This is a genomic window from Pedobacter rhizosphaerae (assembly GCF_900111155.1).
Lineage (GTDB): Bacteria > Bacteroidota > Bacteroidia > Sphingobacteriales > Sphingobacteriaceae > Pedobacter > Pedobacter rhizosphaerae.
This window is the reverse complement of sequence record NZ_FOGG01000015.1, coordinates 65,424-83,729: the sequence shown is the minus strand read 5'-3', so window position 1 is coordinate 83,729 and position 18,306 is coordinate 65,424. Positions and strand designations below refer to the sequence as shown.

The following is an 18,306-nucleotide window of genomic DNA, read 5'->3' as shown; positions in this document are numbered from 1 at the left end:
GAGTAACTACCCCAACTTTTTAAACAGCTCGTTCATCTCTAATTGCGTAGTGAGTGTTTTATCTTTGGCGTACCATCCATGAAGCTTTTCGGCAATGATTGGCATTTCTGTAGTTTCTTTTTTCCACTCTGCCAACAGGTGTTGTAAAATTTGTGGTCTTGGTGCCCAACTGAGCAATACCTTGTCTCCCGTTTCATTTAAAACTAAAAGTACCGGGATTGCCCTACCACCATTAGTTAAATGTGCATCAATTAATGAAAGGTTCTGATCGCGAAGTACAAATTTCAAATCTAATTGTCCGCTTGCAGTAGAAGCTATTTTATTGAAAACAGGAATAATCTGTGCAGCATCACCACACCAACCTTCGGTAATAACCAGCAACTTGTAATTCCCCTTTAAGTGATGAAGGGTGGTTGTTAATTCTTCTGTTAAATTAACCGTTTTATCTACCCGGTTCATGCGCTGAACATTCATTTTACTGTAATGCAACATGGCTTCCGAATCATCTGGACCTGTTGTTTTACCCTCTGCCAGTAGCTGATCTACCAGTTGACGGTAAGTAGTATAATCCATTCCCTGCTGCTCAAAAATTTCGCGATAATTAACCATAACATTTTCAAAATTACAGCGCAAAGGAAAGGAGAAAAACGATGGAAATAATCATTGTTTTGCAAGAAAACGACAGGAAAAATTAATGGCTTGTCAGAAGGATTTTTTTCCTGTTATCCAGGGCGATAGCAAGAATCCATCAACTCTAAACGCAAGACTCCTCCGAATTGAGAATGACACACTCACCTTGATACTCTCAACCTATAACTTTCTACTCAATACTTGATACTCGATACTTTCTACTCAATACAAGCGCAGCGCCTCTACGGATTACAACATAACGTTGAATTTCATAACACAACATTACTTAAACCGAGTCCAAGACTCTCCTCCATTTAACAATCCGTAGAACTCCTGCGGAACTCGACGGACAGGATTGCAAGACTACTCCGAATTGGGAATGACACACTCGCCTTGATACTCTCAACCTATTACTTTATACTTTCTACTTGCTACTCGATACTTGATACTTTCTACTCAATACTCGATACTTTCTAAGCAGACATCAACTTACTCACATGCTGTGTTAAGGCTACAAAATCTGCAACTGTTAATTGCTCCGCGCGTTTTTCAAAATAAATATGGTCGTCCATTTTATCCTTAGGCATTACCGCAGAAACTGCATTACGCAAAGTTTTTCTCCGCTGATTGAATCCTGCTTTAACCACTCGCCAAAACAATTTCTCGTCGCAATCCAGCTGCTTCACTTCATTGCGGGTTAAACGAATTACGGCAGAATGCACCTTGGGCGGTGGATTGAAAGTTCCCGGTTTTACAGTAAACAAGTATTCAATTTTATAATAAGCCTGAAGAAAAACGCTCAAAATGCCATATTCTTTATTTCCGGCAGGGGCTGCACAACGCTGTGCCACTTCTTTTTGAAACATTCCTACCATTTCAACTACCTTGTGTCTGTTATCCAAAATCTTGAATAAGATCTGCGAAGAAATATTGTATGGAAAGTTTCCTATTATAGCGAACTGATCAGAAAAGATCGAATCAAAATCGAGCTTTAAAAAATCTCCATTAATTAAGCGATCACCCAGCTGAGGATATTTTTCATTCAGAAAATGAAAAGATTCAGTGTCAATATCAATTAAATAGGTTTGTAAATCCTCGCGCTGCAATAAAAAATCAGATAAAATCCCCATTCCTGGCCCCACTTCTAACACCTGATTATATTTATCGGTATTCACCAAACTTTCTACAATGCGATTGGCGATACCTTTATCGGTTAAGAAATGTTGTCCTAAATGTTTTTTTGCTTTTACTAAACTCATACCCGAACCCCAAAAGAGGCTTTAAAATTGAAATTATAACCACAAAGATAGGCTTATTATTTCTTTGCAAATAACTTCGTGTTGCTTAGGCTTTCATTTTTTTTAAAGTGTTTAAGCTAAAATCAGTAATTTGCGCTAAAATTTTCCATTAATTATGAGCAATAAACTTAAAATTGGTATCAGTATAGGCGATGTGAACGGCATAGGTTTAGAGGTGATTATTAAAACCTTATCTAATCCCGTAATTTTAAATTACTGCACACCAATAGTTTATGGTCATACCAAAGTTTCTTCTTTTCACCGCAAGGCGAATAACCTTGGCGACTTCAGCTTCAATGTGATCAATCAGGCTAATCAGGCCCAGCCTAAAAAGGCCAACATGATTAATTGTTGGGAAGAGGATGTTAAGATAGAGCTTGGCCAGGTAACAGAAACAGGTGGAAAATATGCGCTTTTATCTTTAGAAAGGGCAACGAGCGATTTAGTAAACGGTGATATTGATGCGCTGGTTACTGCTCCAATTAATAAACACAACATCCAATCTGAAACTTTTGCCTTTCCGGGGCATACCGAATACCTACAAGAAAAGAGTGGTAGTAAAGATGTATTGATGTTCCTGGTAAGCGAAGGCCTTCGTGTGGGGGTTGTAACCGGTCATATTCCAGTTAAGGATGTTCCTTCGGCCATTACCAAAGAGAAAATAATCAATAAGCTTAAACTCATTAATGAAAGCTTAAAAAAGGATTTCTGGATTGAAAAACCCAAAATTGCTGTTCTTGGGCTTAATCCCCACGCCAGTGATAACGGTTTATTGGGCACTGAGGAGGCCGAAATTATCAGTCCGGCCATACAAGAAGCTTTTGATAAAGGCATTATGTGTTTTGGCCCATACCCTGCCGATGGCTTTTTTGGCAACAGCAGTTACAAAAAATTCGATGCGGTATTGGCGATGTACCACGACCAAGGTCTTATCCCTTTCAAAACCCTGGCCTTCAGTAATGGCGTTAACTATACCGCAGGGCTAAACTTTGTGCGTACCTCTCCTGATCATGGTACAGGTTACGATATCGCAGGTAAAAACTTAGCCGATGAGACTTCATTCAGAGAAGCCCTTTTTGCAGCCATCCACATTGTAAAAAACAGACGCGAGCAAGAAGAAATGTTGAGCAATCAACTCAGAACTGGTGGAAAAATTGTGGAAACGCAGTTTGACATTAAGGATGATGCTTCTTAATTGGGTTGTGGGTTACATGTTACCTGTTACGGGGCTGGGTGACTAACACTTCGAGCGCTAAGGAGTCATCCTAGCACAATAGCTAATCGAATTGCAGGTTATAGGGTTACAAACTCTCCACTCAAAGCTTTGAACTAGCAGGCTAAGGTATAATGCCCTATTTCGGTAGCTTTTTGTAGCTATTTCCAATTGATGTAAGCTAATTATGACAGTTTTTTTTGAAAGTTAAACTTTTAATCTTTAATTGCATCAATAAACCAAACGCTTCTCTTGTTGAAAACCGCACTAAGCTTTATTTGTGTATTCCTAATATCTTTTATCGCATCATTTTCTGCTGCGTTTTATAAAAAAAACAGCTATCATTCAGTACCGCCTTATCCTGTTCAAGATTTTTCCAGCTTACACCAATCAAAGTTAAAGTATGCCTGCACAGCTACGTTAACGGGAAACGAATGTGTAGGCAGTGAGCTCCTGGTAACCAGTAACAGTGCAATTGCCGGCATTTCCTGGTTATTAGACGACGTTTCTATACTGGAACAAAGTAATGTTAAACAAAACAATGGTATTATCGTTGCAGGGGGAAATGGAAGCGGCTCAGCGCCCAACCAACTCTATAATCCTAATCGAATATTTGTAGATAAGGCAGGAAATATTTTCATACCTGATATGGCCAATAACAGGGTGCAGAAATGGGCACCAGGAGCTACTGTAGGTATTACTGTGGCAGGTGGAAACGGCACTGGAAATAGTTCCAACCAGTTTAACAGACCCACTGCAGTAGCGGTTGATGGTCTTGGAAACCTTTATGTAGTAGATCAATCCAACTCCCGTGTTCAAAAATTCAGTCCCGGAGCAACGTCTGGAATAACAATAGCCTCATCGCTTATTTTACCAACCGGCATTTGTATTGATGCACAAAACAATGTTTATGTATCTGAACAAAATGGTCAGCTGGTTAGAAAATACAGCGCCGGAACTGGCCCGGGAATAATAGTTGCGGGAGGAAATGGCTATGGGAGCGCAGCAAATCAGCTTGCTGCTCCTACCGGATTGTTTATACAAGACAACAACCTATACATCTGCGATACAGATAATTACAGGGTACAAAAATGGATTATAGGAGCTAATACTGGAACAACTGTTGCCCGTACTTCTGGTAACCCACTTGGTGTTTATGTTGATGGGAGTAAAAACATTTATGTATCAGATTACACTGGATATGCTGTTCTAAAATGGTTGCCTGGGGCGAATTCAGGCTCTATCATTGCTGGCGGAAATGGCCAGGGCAATGCCCCTAACCAGATTATGCCTACAGGCATTGGAATGGATGCTTTCAATAACTTATATGTTTCTGATTTTTTAAATGGACGGATTATTAAGTTTTCCAACATCTTTACAGGAACTTACACCACTTTAAAAGCCGGAACTTATCGCGCAAAAATAACTACAACAGACGGCTGTACAACCATTTCCAACCCCATAACTGTAAGTGAAAATCTCCTTCCTAAGATAACTATCTCTGCTGATAGAGATGTACTTTGTGATCATTTCCAACCCATATTTACTGCAGTTACTGTAAATGGAGGAGCTAATCCTGTACTGCAATGGCAAATAAATGGCAGAAACATTCCCGGAGAAAACAACGACACTTTTAGCCCCAATAACTTAACATCAACAGATGTTGTAACGTGCAACCTTACAAGTTCCGAAACCTGTGTTACAAGTAGATTGGTACCGAGCAACAGCATCTCACTAAGTAGTCAAGTTACAGAAGCTCCTGGTGTTACCATTCAGACTGATCAATCAACCACTTGTAAGGGTGCATTAATAAAATTTAAGGCAACAGCAACCCGTGCAGGCGAAAAACCTATTTATAAATGGAAAATAAACGGAAACGATGTGGGTATCGATTCAGATATTCTCGAATTAGATGATCTTGAAGATAAGGATCAGGTGAGTTGTACCGTGGTTAGCAATGCTCAAAATTGCCAGGTGAGTACTACCGCAGAAAGCAATGCAATTATTGTCAGAATCAATCCCATTCTCACGCCCACCGTTAGCATAGAGAGTGATATTAGTAAGATATACAGTTCATCTACTGTAAATTTTACTGCAACCACCACCAATGAAGGAACAAATCCAGAATACCAGTGGTTTGTGAATGGAATTCCAACTGGAGCAAACAGTCGTTTTTTCAGTAAAAATAATTTACAACAAGGAGATCAGGTAACCTGCGAGTTAACTGTCACCACCCCCTGTTCAAGCACAAATAGTGTATCATCTAATACAATAGACATTAACATTACTATAGTTGTCAAAATTAAACCAGCCAATGCATTTAGTCCCAATGGTGATGGGGTAAATGATTTGTGGCAGATAGCAGACCTTAAATCGTTCTCCAATTGCCAGGTATCAATTTTTAACCGGTATGGAAACTTGGTCTTCTTCTCCAAAGGTTACGAACATCCATGGGCAGGAAATTATCAAGGCAATACCTGTCCTCCGGGAGTTTATTATTACGTGATCAACCTAGATGGACAACAAACGCTAACCGGGAGCTTAAGCATTATCAAATAAGGCACCTCCCTGTCATAAAGCCCCCTTTAATTGGGTAACCCCATATAAACTGAAGAAATTAATTCGAGTCTGGATATAAAAACTACCCGCTACACAAAGATTGGCCTTCTATTGCTTAACTTTAACTAACCAAATACGACAACAATGAAAACCAAATTATTTATACTGGCAAACCTTTGTGCAATATTTCTATTTAGCCAACCAGCGCTTGCATCAGATATTTACTTAGAATATACCATGACTACCTCTGGTAGTAAGCCCATCCTCAGTAAGATGTACGGTAAAAATGGTGATTTACGTACAGAAACAAATATGATCATTGCGGGCAGGCAAATGTCTACCACACTGCTGATGCTTAAAAACAGGCCCGGGGTAACTCTTGTATTTAACTCGATGAACAGAACCTACACGGAAGCCAAAATGAGCAATAACGACGGCGAAAATATCGACATCAAGGTTTTAGGGAATGAAAAAATTGGCAACTACAATTGTTCTCACGTAAGAATGACTGCTGAAGGGAAATCATGGGATGCCTGGTATAGCAAAGAACTACCAACCTTTGATTTTCCAATGATGGGAAATAATGCCAATACTAAAAAAGTTCTGTCGCAATTAAAAAGCAAAGGAATATCAGGTATGCCTGTAAAGGTGATTGTATTTAAGCCTGGCACGCAAACGCCTACCCTAACCATGTTACTAACTAAGCATGAAACAAAAACCCTAAGTCCGGCACTATTTACCATCCCGGCAGGTTATAAAAAAAGCAGTATAGATTTTGATGCCAATAAAATAAAAAATATGACCACGCAACAAAAAAAGGAGATGATGGAAAAATTGATGAAAGAGCAATTGAAACACTAACGCTACTGCTTATTTTAGGTAACATTGTGCATTTAAAAGATGACCAGCATTAATCCACCCAAATTTGTTCTCCCCGTTATTGTTATAGGCCAGTTCTTATGCACCTCCTTATGGTTTGCAGGGAATGCAGTGTTGCCAGATCTGGTCAAAAATTTTGCGACAGATCCAAACCTTTTAGCCAATCTAACCAGTATGGTACAGTTTGGTTTTATTGCCGGAACACTGAGTTTTTCTTTACTTGCTATCGCAGATAAATTTCCCCCGTCAAAAGTCTTTTTTATTTGCGCTTTGGCTGCTGCCTTCTTCAACGCTGGCATTTGCCTGAAGATAAATGATGTTGCCTTTCTACATTTATTCAGATTTCTAACAGGATTCATGTTAGCAGGAATTTACCCGGTGGGAATGAAAATTGCATCCGATTATTTTAAGGAAGGCTTAGGCAAATCATTAGGCTTTCTAGTAGGTGCCTTGGTACTGGGCACGGCTTTTCCACATCTGCTTAAAACACTCACAGCCAATTTCCATTGGGAATATGTAATTTACACCACCTCATTTCTAGCCATTATTGGAGGTGCAATGATCGCTTTCTTCATTCCAAATGGTCCCTTTAGAAAAGCAGGACAACAACTCAGGTTCAATTCCTTTTTAGAGGGCTTTAAAAATGCTGAGTTTAGGGCTGTTGCCTTTGGTTATTTTGGACATATGTGGGAACTGTATACTTTCTGGGCATTTTTGCCGAGCATCCTTCTTTCTTACCAAACCAGATATCCAGATGCAAATCTTAACATTTCTTTGCTCACTTTTCTAATCATCGCCGCAGGCGGTTTATCTTGCATGGTAGGCGGGTTACTTTCGCAAAGATTCGGTGCCAAAAAACTAGCCACTATTGCTTTATTATTATCAGGTTTATGCTGCCTGCTCTCTCCGCTTTTCCTCTTTACTGATTATACGATGGTTCTTTTAGCCATATTGTTTTTTTGGGGCTTAGTTGTTACTGCTGATTCCCCGCTATTTTCCTCATTGATTGCCCAACATGCGCCAGAAGCATCAAGAGGTACATCGCTAACCATCGTAAACTGCATGGGCTTTGCCCTAACAATTGTGAGCATCCAGGTGATTAATCTATTGTCAAAACAACTGAATTCTCAATATCTTTATATGATCTTAGGCCTCGGCCCTGCATTGGGGTTATGGGCTTTGAAACAATCACCAAAAAAATAAATATAAAATGCAATCAAAATTATCACCCATTATAAAACCAGCAGATTTAATTCAGTTAAGTCAATCAGAGGAAATAATTATCATTGATGCCAGTGCGGGTTCGAAGGCCAGATATGAAGAAAACCATCTTGCCGGAGCGCTATTTGCAGATGTGAACACCGACCTTGCAAACATCGGAGATTTCGCCATTGGCGGACGACACCCCTTGCCAACATTGGAGCAGTTTGCAACATTTCTGGCCAAGTTTGGTATTTCTCCAGATAGCCATGTGGTAGTTTATGATGATAAAAACGGAGGAAACGCCGCAGCCAGACTTTGGTGGATGTTAAAGGCTATTGGACACCAGAAAGTACAGGTAATTGACGGTGGGTTTGATGCCGCGGTTAGAGCAGGTTTCCCGACCAGTTCAAAGGTAGAAACAGCCAAACCTGCTAAGCCTTACGCCCTTACTTCCTGGAATTTACCCTTATCAGATATCAATGAAGTAGAGCAAGTAGCCAAGAAGGATAACTATATTGTAATTGATGTTCGCGATGCCAATCGTTTTGCAGGCCTTACAGAGCCAATAGACCTCATTGCAGGCCATATCCCCGGCGCAACCAACATTCCCTTTACCGAGAACTTAGATGCAACCGGAGCGTTCTTAGCCCCTGAATTATTGAAAGCTAAATACACCCAATCATTAGCGGGTATTGAACCCGAAAATATAATTGTGCACTGCGGATCGGGAATTACTGCTTGCCATACACTACTGGCTCTGGATTATGCTGGCCTACCGATCCCCAAACTTTACGTAGGTTCTTGGAGTGAGTGGAGCAGAAATAATAAAGAAATGGTTTTAGCTCCTGCTCAGTAGCAGATACAATCTGGGCACCAATACTGAGGTAAAAAGGGCTGCGCTTCTAGAAGCATGGCTTGGTAATTTTGTGGCTGAAAGAATTCCCAACTGCATTAATAACTGCTGGCAGATGAACCAATGACTACTCAATAATGAACCAACAACCCCATAACTTCTTCAATACCTGCTCAATCAAAGGAATAATTTTTAAAAAACATTTTTAATCTAATTATTTTATCCCTACATTTGCAGGCTAAAATTTTACAGTACTTTGAACCCGCTAAAACAATTTTCAGTACCGTTTACCGGATTAAAATTGGGAACTCATGAGTTTGATTTTCAGCTTGATGACACCTTTTTTAATGCATTTGAGTATTCATTGATTAAAAGCGGCGACTTAAAAGTTAACCTGGAGCTTGAAAAACAAGAGACCATGTTGATCTTAAGGTTTAAAGTAATTGGCACTGTTAATTTGGATTGCGACAAATGTTTAGCCGAATTTCCATTGCCTGTAAATCTGTACGAAAGACAGATTGTAAAGTTTGCTGAAGACGAGCTGGAGAGTGATGATGATGAAATAATCTCATTGAGCAGAAAAGAAACAGCCATTGATATTGCAGAACCGTTATATGAAATGATCAACGTTTCGGTTCCATATATCAAAAACTGCGAGCAGGCTGATAAAGATTGCGACCAGGAAATGATTGATCGATTAGAGAAGCTTTCTATCGAAAATCAGAGTGAAGAGAACGAACAAACAAGCGACCCACGTTGGGAAGCATTAAATAAGTTAAAAAAATAATTAGATTATACACCAATGGCACATCCAAAACGGAAGATCTCGAAACAGAGAAAAAATAAAAGAAGAACTCACTATAAAGCTGTGGCTCCTTCTTTAGCAACATGCTCGGCAACAGGTGCTATCCACGTACCTCACCGTGCTTACAACGTTGATGGTAACTTATACTACAACGGCAAACTGGTTATCGAAAATACTCAGATTGGTTAATTTTCTTAAAAAATTGTTTGCGTTTTCAGCGGCTTTAGTCATACCTTAGTCCACTGAAAAATTTAGGATTAACCCTAATTTAACACAAACAGATTTTTTCTATGAAAATAGGCCTCGACATAATGGGCGGAGACTATGCTCCCAAAGCAATTGTTTTGGGAGCAATAGCTGCTCATCAATCGCTAAATGCCGGAGAACACCTGGTTCTCATCGGCGATACCGAACAGATTAAACCCATTCTTATTGAGGAAGGTTTTAATCCGGATCATTTTGAATACGTTCATACTGATGAAGTTATTGGTATGGGCGAACATCCCACAAAAGCAATTGTTCAGAAACCAAAATCGAGCATTTCTGTTGGCTTTAACCTTTTAAAAGAAGGTAAAATCGACTCATTTGCAAGTGCAGGTAACTCTGGAGCCATGTTAGTTGGCGCTGTTTTTAGCGTTAAAACTATTCCGGGCATTATCCGCCCATGCTTATGTACTATCCTTCCTAAAATAAAAGGCGGCACTGGTTTATTATTAGACGTTGGTGCAAATGCCGATTGCAAACCTGATATCTTACTTCAATTTGGTGCCCTGGGCAGTTTATATGCAGAAAATTTACTGCAGATAGACAACCCGAAAGTGGCCCTGATGAATATTGGTGAAGAGGACGAGAAGGGTAATATGCTAAGTATGGCAACTTTTCCGTTAATGAAGGATACAAACTTGTTTAACTTTGTAGGCAACGTAGAAGGAAGAGATTTATTTAACGATAAAGCGGATGTAATTGTTTGTGATGGTTTTACTGGAAATGTAATGCTTAAATTAGCAGAATCATTTTACGTAATGACTGTTAAGAAAGGGATGAAAGATGAATTTTTCGATCGTTTCAATTATGAGCAATATGGTGGCAGCCCGGTTTTAGGTGTTAATGCACCCGTAGTAATCGGCCACGGTATTTCGAGTCCGTTAGCAGTTAAAAATATGGTCCTTCAATCACGAGAAATGATTACAACAGGATTAGTAGATAAAATTAAAACGGCATTTAAATAATTTATTTAATTTATTAAAATGAGTAAAATTCACGCTGCTATTACAGCAGTAAATGGTTACGTCCCCGACTATGTGCTTACCAACGCAGAGTTAGAAACCATTGTTGATACTTCGGATGAATGGATCACCAGCAGAACGGGAATTAAAGAGCGCAGAATTTTAAAAGGCGAAGGTTTAGGTACATCCGATATGGCTGTACACGCTGTAAATGGATTGCTTAAAAAAAGAGGTATTGATGCAAAGGAAATTGATTTAATTATCTTTTGCACTACTACACCTGACTTTACCTTCCCGGCTACAGCAAACGTACTTGCCGATAAAGTAGGCGCAACAAATGCCTGGGGTTACGATTTACAGGCGGCCTGTTCAGGATTCATTTTCGGATTAAGTACTGGTGCTCAGTTTATCGAATCGGGTAAACACAAGAAAGTATTAGTGGTTGGTGGAGACAAAATGTCTTCAATCATTAACTATGAAGATAGAACTACCTGCATTATTTTTGGAGATGGTTGTGGTTGTGCTTTGTTAGAACCAAACGAAGAAGGATTAGGTATTCAGGACTCTATTCTTAGATCTGATGGTTCGGGAAGAGATTTCTTAGGCATGAAAGCCGGAGGTTCTGTTAAACCTGCAACTCACGAAAGTATTGATGCACGTGAACATTTTGCTCACCAGGAGGGTCCTACCGTGTTTAAATTTGCGGTTACCAATATGGCTGATGTTGCTGCTGAAATTATGGAGCGTAATAACCTAACTGCAGATGATGTAGCCTGGTTAGTTCCTCACCAAGCCAACAAACGCATTATTGATGCTACTGCCAACCGTATGGGTGTAGGTACCGATAAAGTAATGATCAATATTGAGCGTTATGGCAATACCACTAACGGAACAATTCCACTTTGTTTATGGGAATGGGAAAGCCGATTAAAAAAAGGCGACAATATTGTTTTAGCTGCCTTTGGAGGTGGATTTACATGGGGTTCTATTTACCTCAAATGGGCTTACGACTCCAATTAGTCTGAAGTTCTTAGTCTGAAGCCGACAGGCTGATTATCAGATAAAAATAAAACAAAAAAAGTATAACTTAGTTAAATTATATAAACACTATTTTTTACATAACTAGCCTAAAAAATGGATATTAAACAAATACAGGAACTGATAAAATTTGTTTCTCGTTCTGGTGTAAACGAAGTTGCTATTGAGCAAGAAGACTTTAAAATCACCATCAAAACAAACCAAACCCCAACAGTTGTTCACGCTACAGTGCCACAAGTTCCACTTGTACAAGCTGCAGCCCCTGTAGCTTCTGCTCCTACTGCACCAGCTGCTGTTGCAACTCCAGCTGCTTCTGCTGCGGAAGACACGTCTAAATACATTACGATCAAATCTCCTATGATCGGTACTTTCTACCGTTCTTCGAGCCCTGATAAGCCAATGTTTGTAAACGTTGGTGATGAAATCGGTACTGGAAAGGTAGTTTGTATCATCGAGGCAATGAAGCTTTTCAATGAAATTGAGAGTGAAGTTTCTGGCCGTATCGTTAAAATTTTGGTTGATAACGCTTCTCCTGTTGAGTACGACCAACCATTATTCTTAGTAGAGCCAATTTAATTATAAAAACATTGACGTCACCCAGTCCCGTTACCCGGGATTTGGGTCTTCTTTTTAATATAGATGCTGATCAACCAGCATGACGATTATTTTAAAACAGATTGACGAAAAATAAAAAATCATGTTTAAAAAAATACTAATTGCCAACAGGGGTGAAATCGCTTTGCGTATTATCCGTACCTGTAAGGAAATGGGCATCAAAACAGTTGCTGTTTACTCTACCGCAGATCGCGAAAGTTTACACGTACGTTTTGCTGATGAAGCTGTTTGTATCGGACCTCCCCCAAGTAAAGATTCTTATTTAAATATTCCTAACATTATTTCTGCAGCAGAGCTTACCAACGCTGATGCGATTCATCCTGGATATGGATTTTTATCTGAAAATGCTAAGTTTTCAAATATCTGCAGAGAATATGGTATTAAGTTTATCGGTGCTACTCCAGAGCAGATAGATGATATGGGTGATAAGGCTTCTGCCAAATCGACTATGAAAAAAGCAGGGGTACCTACTATTCCTGGATCTGAAGGTTTATTAACCAGCGTTAAAGAAGGTATCAAAATCGCCAACGAAATGGGCTATCCTGTAATTCTTAAAGCAACTGCCGGTGGTGGTGGCCGTGGAATGCGCGTAGTTTGGAAAGATGAAGATTTCGAAAATGCCTGGGATAGTGCCCGTCAGGAATCTGGCGCAGCTTTCGGTAACGATGGCTTATACCTGGAAAAATACATTGAAGATCCACGCCACATTGAAATCCAGATTATTGGTGATCAATTCGGTAAAGCTTGTCACTTATCAGAACGCGATTGTTCTATTCAACGCCGTCACCAGAAATTGGTTGAAGAATCTCCTTCTCCATTCATGACTGATGAATTACGTGTTCGTATGGGTGAAGCCGCAATTAAAGGTGCTGTTGCCGTTAATTATGAAGGTGCCGGAACAATTGAGTTTTTAGTAGATAAACACCGTAACTTCTACTTCATGGAAATGAATACCCGTATCCAGGTAGAACACCCGGTTACTGAAGAGGTAATCAACTTCGACTTAATTAAAGAACAAATTAAAGTAGCTGCAGGAATTCCTATTTCTGGTAAAAACTACTTCCCTGATATGCACGCCATTGAGTGCCGTATTAATGCAGAAGATCCGTTTAATAACTTCCGTCCATCACCAGGAAAGATTACTAACTTTCACTCACCAGGTGGCCATGGCGTACGTGTAGACACACATGTTTATGCAGGTTATCAAATTCCACCTAACTATGATAGTATGATTGCCAAACTGATTTGCGTAGCGCAAACTCGCGAAGAAGCAATTTGTACCATGGAACGTGCATTAGGCGAATTTGTAATTGAAGGGATTAAAACAACGATTCCTTTCCATTTACAACTGATGAAAGATCCTAACTTCAGAGCAGGAAATTTCACTACCAAATTCATGGAAACATTTGACTTATCAGAATAATTTAGATCATACTGGTATTAAAATTTTTAAAAGGCTGTTTCAAAAATTTGAAACGGCCTTTTTTGTTATACTTAACCCAGCTGATCGCTTCAACCAACATTAACTTATTATCTTGTAGCGTTTTAGTAACGGGAAACGTTTTGACTAAAAAACCTAACCAACATGAAAAAAAATCTATTTAACGGATTACTGCTGCTCCTCACGATGGCGGTATTTACTCAATGCAAAAAAAATACTGATGAATTTGAAGTGATACAAATCGCCAAAACAATTTCCCTTCAGGAAATGCGGGCGTTACCAGTAGGCATAAAAAGTGCCGTAAAAGCTAAAAAGACAGGAAAGATCTATATCTATAACGACTACCTTTTTATCAATGAACCAAACAAAGGAATCCATATTTATAACAACGTCAATCCGGCTGCACCCGTTAATCTCGCATTCTTGCAAATCCCAGGTAATGTAGATCTTGCTATACGCGATAACATTCTCTATGCAGATAGTTATGTAGATTTACTGGCTTTTGATATCTCATCGATAAATAACATCAAACAAATAAAAAGGGTAAATGAAGTTTTTAAACAGTTTTTCACTACTGGTGTGCAAAAATATGTGGTTATTTATAAAGATACCGTTGTTAGAAAGGAAACCTATAAAAATATAATGTATGACGCGAGCTACAGTAGTAGTTCGGGCGGCTCATCGGGTCAGGGTGGCTCAATGGCCAGATTCACCTTGTTAAGTGATTATCTGTATACCGTTGGTCATGCTGATTTGAGTCTCTTTGATGTAAAAACACCTTCAAATCCAACCTTTGTAAAAACCATTGCTTTAGACTGGGGCGTTGAAACTATTTTCCCGTATGAAAATAAATTATTTATCGGCACCAACAGAGGAATGCATATTTTTAATGCTAGCGACCCAGCCAATCCGGTAAAGCTATCTACTTATAGCCATGTTTTTGCTTGCGACCCTGTGGTAGTACAAGGAAAATATGCATTCGTTACCTTACGTACAGGCAATTTTTGTAGGCAAACCGTAAATCAATTAGAGGTTGTAGATATTGAAGATCCAACAAAGCCAAAACAAACTGCAGTTTTTCAGATGCAAAACCCGCATGGCTTAAGTGTGAGTGGCAACAACTTATTTCTCTGCGAAGGCACTTATGGTATAAAAAGCTTCAATATTACCGATAAAAATGCCATTGGGAATAATCTGCTACAGCATTTAAATAACATTAAAAGCTTTGATGTAATTGCCGGCCCAAAATCTTTAATCGTTACTGGCGAAGACGGGGTGTATCAATTTAACTATATTAATCCCGCAAGTATGAAGCAGCTGAGTGTAATCAAAGTACTTCAGTAAAAAGTTTAATCTTTTACTTATTGCTGTGATTAAAATTCTATTTTTAATCACGAATTCACACAATAATATAAACTATTTCTATATTTAACACGTAAATACCATTCTATTCATTTAGAATGGTATTTTTGTTTTCAACATGAGCAGCACTAAAGAAAAATCATCACTAATAAAAGCTATAGGGGAAAAAGGTAAAAATTTAGAGGCAGAGATGTCCTTTTTTGATCACCTTGATATTTTACGTAAACACCTGATTAGAGCAGTTATTGCCGTTGCCGTTTTTACGGGTATCGCCTTTTACTTCAACGAAGAAATTTTAGACAAGGTTATTTTCGGACCTAAAAAACCTGATTTCTGGACTTACAGAATGATGTGTAAATTGGTTGAGCGTTTTCCTTCTTTAGGGAAAGACATGTGTATCACCAAAATTAATGGTGAGATCATCAATACTGAAATGGCCGGGCAGTTTAACCTGCAGTTAAATGTTTGTGTGATGTGCGGAATTGTGGTAGGTTTTCCTTATCTATTATGGGAAATTTGGCGCTTTATTAAACCCGCACTTCATGAAAATGAACGCAAATCGGCCAGTGGTTTTGTTTTCTTTGCTTCAGTGCTTTTCGTTATCGGTATCTTATTCGGTTATTTTGTTGTATGCCCATTGTCAGTTAACTTTTTAACGGGTTACACCGTGAGTGAGGAAATAAAAAACACCTTTACCGTTGATTCATACTTATCATCGGTAGCTACCCTAACCTTAGGAACGGGAATTATTTTTGAACTTCCGGTAATTATCTTTATCCTATCAAAACTAGGCTTAATGACACCAAAACTGATGAGATCGAGCAGAAGATATGCGGCTGTTATCATTCTTATTATTGCGGCAATTGTAACGCCTACACCAGATATCATGACGATGTTAATTGTAGCAACACCTCTTTTCTTACTTTATGAACTGAGCATTTTTGTTTCAGCATACATCGAGAAGAAAAAGAAAAAAGCTGAAGCTGCGTTCTATGCTAACTAACAAAAACATTACGAATAGATTTTATATTTCTCTCTAAATTTGAACATGTCTGATACAAAGATTAAAATTGCCATTGGCGCTGACCACGCTGGTTTCGAATACAAAGAAGTACTGAAAGATTTTTTAAAAGATTACGATCTTAAAGATTTTGGCCCGTATTCTTCTGATTCTGTGGATTATCCGGATTTTGCTCATCCTGTAGCGTCAGCAGTAGAAAGCGGCGAATTTACTTATGGTATTTTGCTTTGTGGATCGGCCAACGGCGTAGCCATTACCGCCAACAAACACGAAGGCATTAGAGCAGGTCTTTGCTGGGAAAATGAAGTGGCTTCTTTGGTTCGTAAACACAATAATGCCAATGTGCTGTGTATTCCTGCCAGGTTTGTATCAGAAGAAGTAGCAAAGGAAATTACCACAACCTTTTTAAATACTGAATTTGAGGCTGGTCGTCATCAAAACAGAATTGATAAGATTTCCTGTTAACTAAAACTCAACTAACTATTATCATAATGAACAAAAATTTTTTAACCCTTGGCTTGGCTACTGTGCTTTACGCAAGTTGCTTTGCACAAGTAAAACCCCTTGTAGCCAATAAGGATGCCATTAGATTCAGTAAGGCTATTAATCCGGATAACGCTTACAAGCATCTTTCAGTTTTAGCTTCTGATGCCTATGAGGGTAGAGAAACAGGTACCAAAGGTGCCTGGATGGCAGCAGATTATATTCGCGATTATTTTAAATCATTAGGATTAAAAGCACCTGTTAACGGTTCATATTTCCAGAATATAGATTTAGTTAACTATAGTGTTAGCGAAAGTATGCTAACAATCAATGGTCAGCCGAAGGTAGCTTATAAAGATTTTTTAATCGCCAGTAATGCCGTAGGTTTAAATGGTTTTACTTTTAGTACAGATGATATCGTGTTTGCAGGTTACGGTGTAACTAAAGACGGTTATAATGATTATGAAGGACTAAATGTAGATGGCAAAGTGGTATTGGTTTTCCTATCGGGCGATCCAACCGTAAAATCTGGAGAAAAACAAACTGGCCGTCAGCTTTTGATGGCTAAAGCTAGAAAAACCTCATATTTAGCTCAGGCTAAAGCTAAGGCCGTAATTTTTATTGACCCAAGCTTAGATAATATTACCGAAGAACAGAAGGCGGCTTATACCAAGGGTTCTAACCTGATGAAAACGCAGGATAATATTGATCGTATGAAAAAACAAAATCCTTTCACCACGATCTCTATATCAACTGCTACGGCTAACGATATTTTAAAAACAGCAGGAACATCTGTAGAAGCGGTTCAAAAGAAAATTGCTGAAACTTCTAAACCAGCATCTCAAACCATAAATGTGGCCATTTCTGCCAGCGCCATGAAAAAGGAAACGCCTGTTCGTTGCGAAAATGTATTGGGCTTTTTAGAAGGTTCTGATCCCGTGTTAAAGAAAGAAGTAGTTGTACTTACAGGTCATTATGACCATATCGGCATCACCCCGGAAGTAGAAGGACCAGATAAAATTAACAATGGTGCTGATGATGACGGATCTGGAACTACGGGTGTGTTATTAATGGCAAAAGCTTTTGTTGATGCAAAAAAAGCAGGCAAAGGCCCTAAACGCAGTATCTTGTTTATGACGGTTGTTGGAGAAGAAAAAGGACTTTGGGGTTCTGAATGGTATTCTTTACATCCGGTATTCCCGGTAGAAAATACCATCGCCAACTTAAATACCGATATGATTGGCCGTACTGGCGAAGAATATTTAGGTAAGCCCGATTCTGCGAACTACATTTATTCTGTAGGTTCCAATATGTTAAGTAGCGATTTAGGTAAATTAAGTGAGCAGGTTAACGCTACTTATACTAAAATGAAACTGGATTATAAATACGACGATCCAAAAGATCCTGAGCGTATTTATTACCGTTCAGACCATTATAACTTTGCGAAGTTGGGTATTCCAATCATTTTCTACTATGATGGAATGTTACAACAAGATTATCACAGGCCAGGGGATGAAGTAAGCAAAATCAACTTCCCGCTATTGGCCAAGAGAGCACAGCTCACCTACTACACCGCCTGGGAATTAGCCAATAGAGCAAAACGCCCGGCTGTTGATATGGATGGTAAGGGTAACCCAAAATAATAAAGTCAAAGCATTGAGCCTCAACAAATCGTTGAGG

The 18,306-nt window shown here is 39.0% G+C and carries 17 protein-coding genes; 15 read left to right on the top strand and 2 right to left on the bottom strand.

All coding sequences use genetic code 11. From position 1 onward, the window contains the following. Window positions 1–6: 6 nt before the first annotated feature. Together BMX11_RS13455 and rsmA are read right to left on the bottom strand one after the other, a co-directional pair. Entirely contained in the window at window positions 7–609 is a 603-nt protein-coding gene (locus BMX11_RS13455; protein ID WP_090885139.1) for a thioredoxin family protein, read from the bottom strand. Window positions 610–1,103: 494 nt separating this feature from the next. After that, the gene (gene rsmA / locus BMX11_RS13450) at window positions 1,104–1,889 is read right to left on the bottom strand and encodes a 16S rRNA (adenine(1518)-N(6)/adenine(1519)-N(6))-dimethyltransferase RsmA (protein ID WP_090885137.1); all 786 of its coding nucleotides are present in this window, start codon (window positions 1,887–1,889) and stop codon (window positions 1,104–1,106) included. Window positions 1,890–2,043: 154 nt separating this feature from the next. On the opposite strand from rsmA, the gene pdxA reads away from it, so the two are divergent. The 15 genes from pdxA to BMX11_RS13375 all read left to right on the top strand — a co-directional run bounded on the left by pdxA (window position 2,044) and on the right by BMX11_RS13375 (window position 18,269). Next, window positions 2,044–3,123, top strand: a complete 1,080-nt coding sequence (pdxA, locus tag BMX11_RS13445; protein WP_090885135.1) for a 4-hydroxythreonine-4-phosphate dehydrogenase PdxA — start codon at window positions 2,044–2,046, stop codon at window positions 3,121–3,123. Between the two features lie 273 nt (window positions 3,124–3,396). Next, a complete protein-coding gene (locus BMX11_RS13440; RefSeq protein WP_139180189.1) occupies window positions 3,397–5,700 on the top strand; it encodes a T9SS type B sorting domain-containing protein in 2,304 nt (767 codons plus the stop codon). A 144-nt stretch (window positions 5,701–5,844) separates the two neighbouring features. Continuing rightward, window positions 5,845–6,561 (top strand): DUF4412 domain-containing protein, encoded by a 717-nt coding sequence (locus BMX11_RS13435; RefSeq protein WP_090885132.1) that lies wholly within the window; start codon window positions 5,845–5,847, stop codon window positions 6,559–6,561. A 39-nt stretch (window positions 6,562–6,600) separates the two neighbouring features. After that, complete coding sequence (locus tag BMX11_RS13430; RefSeq protein ID WP_090885131.1) at window positions 6,601–7,782, top strand: MFS transporter; 1,182 nt, start codon at window positions 6,601–6,603, stop codon at window positions 7,780–7,782. 7 nt (window positions 7,783–7,789) lie between these two features. Then, window positions 7,790–8,638, top strand: a complete 849-nt coding sequence (locus BMX11_RS13425; protein WP_090885130.1) for a sulfurtransferase — start codon at window positions 7,790–7,792, stop codon at window positions 8,636–8,638. A 253-nt stretch (window positions 8,639–8,891) separates the two neighbouring features. After that, window positions 8,892–9,422, top strand: a complete 531-nt coding sequence (locus BMX11_RS13420) for a YceD family protein (RefSeq protein ID WP_090885128.1) — start codon at window positions 8,892–8,894, stop codon at window positions 9,420–9,422. Window positions 9,423–9,437: 15 nt separating this feature from the next. Further along, window positions 9,438–9,629: a 50S ribosomal protein L32 gene (gene rpmF / locus BMX11_RS13415; RefSeq protein WP_039480510.1), complete on the top strand. Its 192-nt coding sequence runs from the start codon at window positions 9,438–9,440 to the stop codon at window positions 9,627–9,629. 101 nt (window positions 9,630–9,730) lie between these two features. Beyond that, entirely contained in the window at window positions 9,731–10,669 is a 939-nt protein-coding gene (gene plsX, locus BMX11_RS13410; RefSeq protein ID WP_090885126.1) for a phosphate acyltransferase PlsX, read from the top strand. Window positions 10,670–10,687: 18 nt separating this feature from the next. Next, on the top strand, window positions 10,688–11,686 hold the full coding sequence (locus tag BMX11_RS13405; RefSeq protein WP_090885124.1) for a beta-ketoacyl-ACP synthase III: 999 nt from the start codon (window positions 10,688–10,690) through the stop codon (window positions 11,684–11,686). 114 nt (window positions 11,687–11,800) lie between these two features. After that, entirely contained in the window at window positions 11,801–12,280 is a 480-nt protein-coding gene (gene accB / locus BMX11_RS13400; RefSeq protein WP_090885122.1) for an acetyl-CoA carboxylase biotin carboxyl carrier protein, read from the top strand. Window positions 12,281–12,401: 121 nt separating this feature from the next. Beyond that, window positions 12,402–13,742, top strand: a complete 1,341-nt coding sequence (accC, locus tag BMX11_RS13395; protein ID WP_090885120.1) for an acetyl-CoA carboxylase biotin carboxylase subunit — start codon at window positions 12,402–12,404, stop codon at window positions 13,740–13,742. Between the two features lie 162 nt (window positions 13,743–13,904). Continuing rightward, the gene (locus BMX11_RS13390) at window positions 13,905–15,104 is read left to right on the top strand and encodes an LVIVD repeat-containing protein (protein ID WP_090885117.1); all 1,200 of its coding nucleotides are present in this window, start codon (window positions 13,905–13,907) and stop codon (window positions 15,102–15,104) included. A gap of 136 nt (window positions 15,105–15,240) precedes the next feature. After that, a complete protein-coding gene (gene tatC / locus BMX11_RS13385; RefSeq protein ID WP_090885116.1) occupies window positions 15,241–16,125 on the top strand; it encodes a twin-arginine translocase subunit TatC in 885 nt (294 codons plus the stop codon). 45 nt (window positions 16,126–16,170) lie between these two features. Continuing rightward, the gene (gene rpiB / locus BMX11_RS13380; protein ID WP_090885115.1) at window positions 16,171–16,608 is read left to right on the top strand and encodes a ribose 5-phosphate isomerase B; all 438 of its coding nucleotides are present in this window, start codon (window positions 16,171–16,173) and stop codon (window positions 16,606–16,608) included. Window positions 16,609–16,634: 26 nt separating this feature from the next. Beyond that, complete coding sequence (locus tag BMX11_RS13375; protein WP_090885112.1) at window positions 16,635–18,269, top strand: M28 family peptidase; 1,635 nt, start codon at window positions 16,635–16,637, stop codon at window positions 18,267–18,269. The last annotated feature ends 37 nt before the right edge of the window (window positions 18,270–18,306 follow it).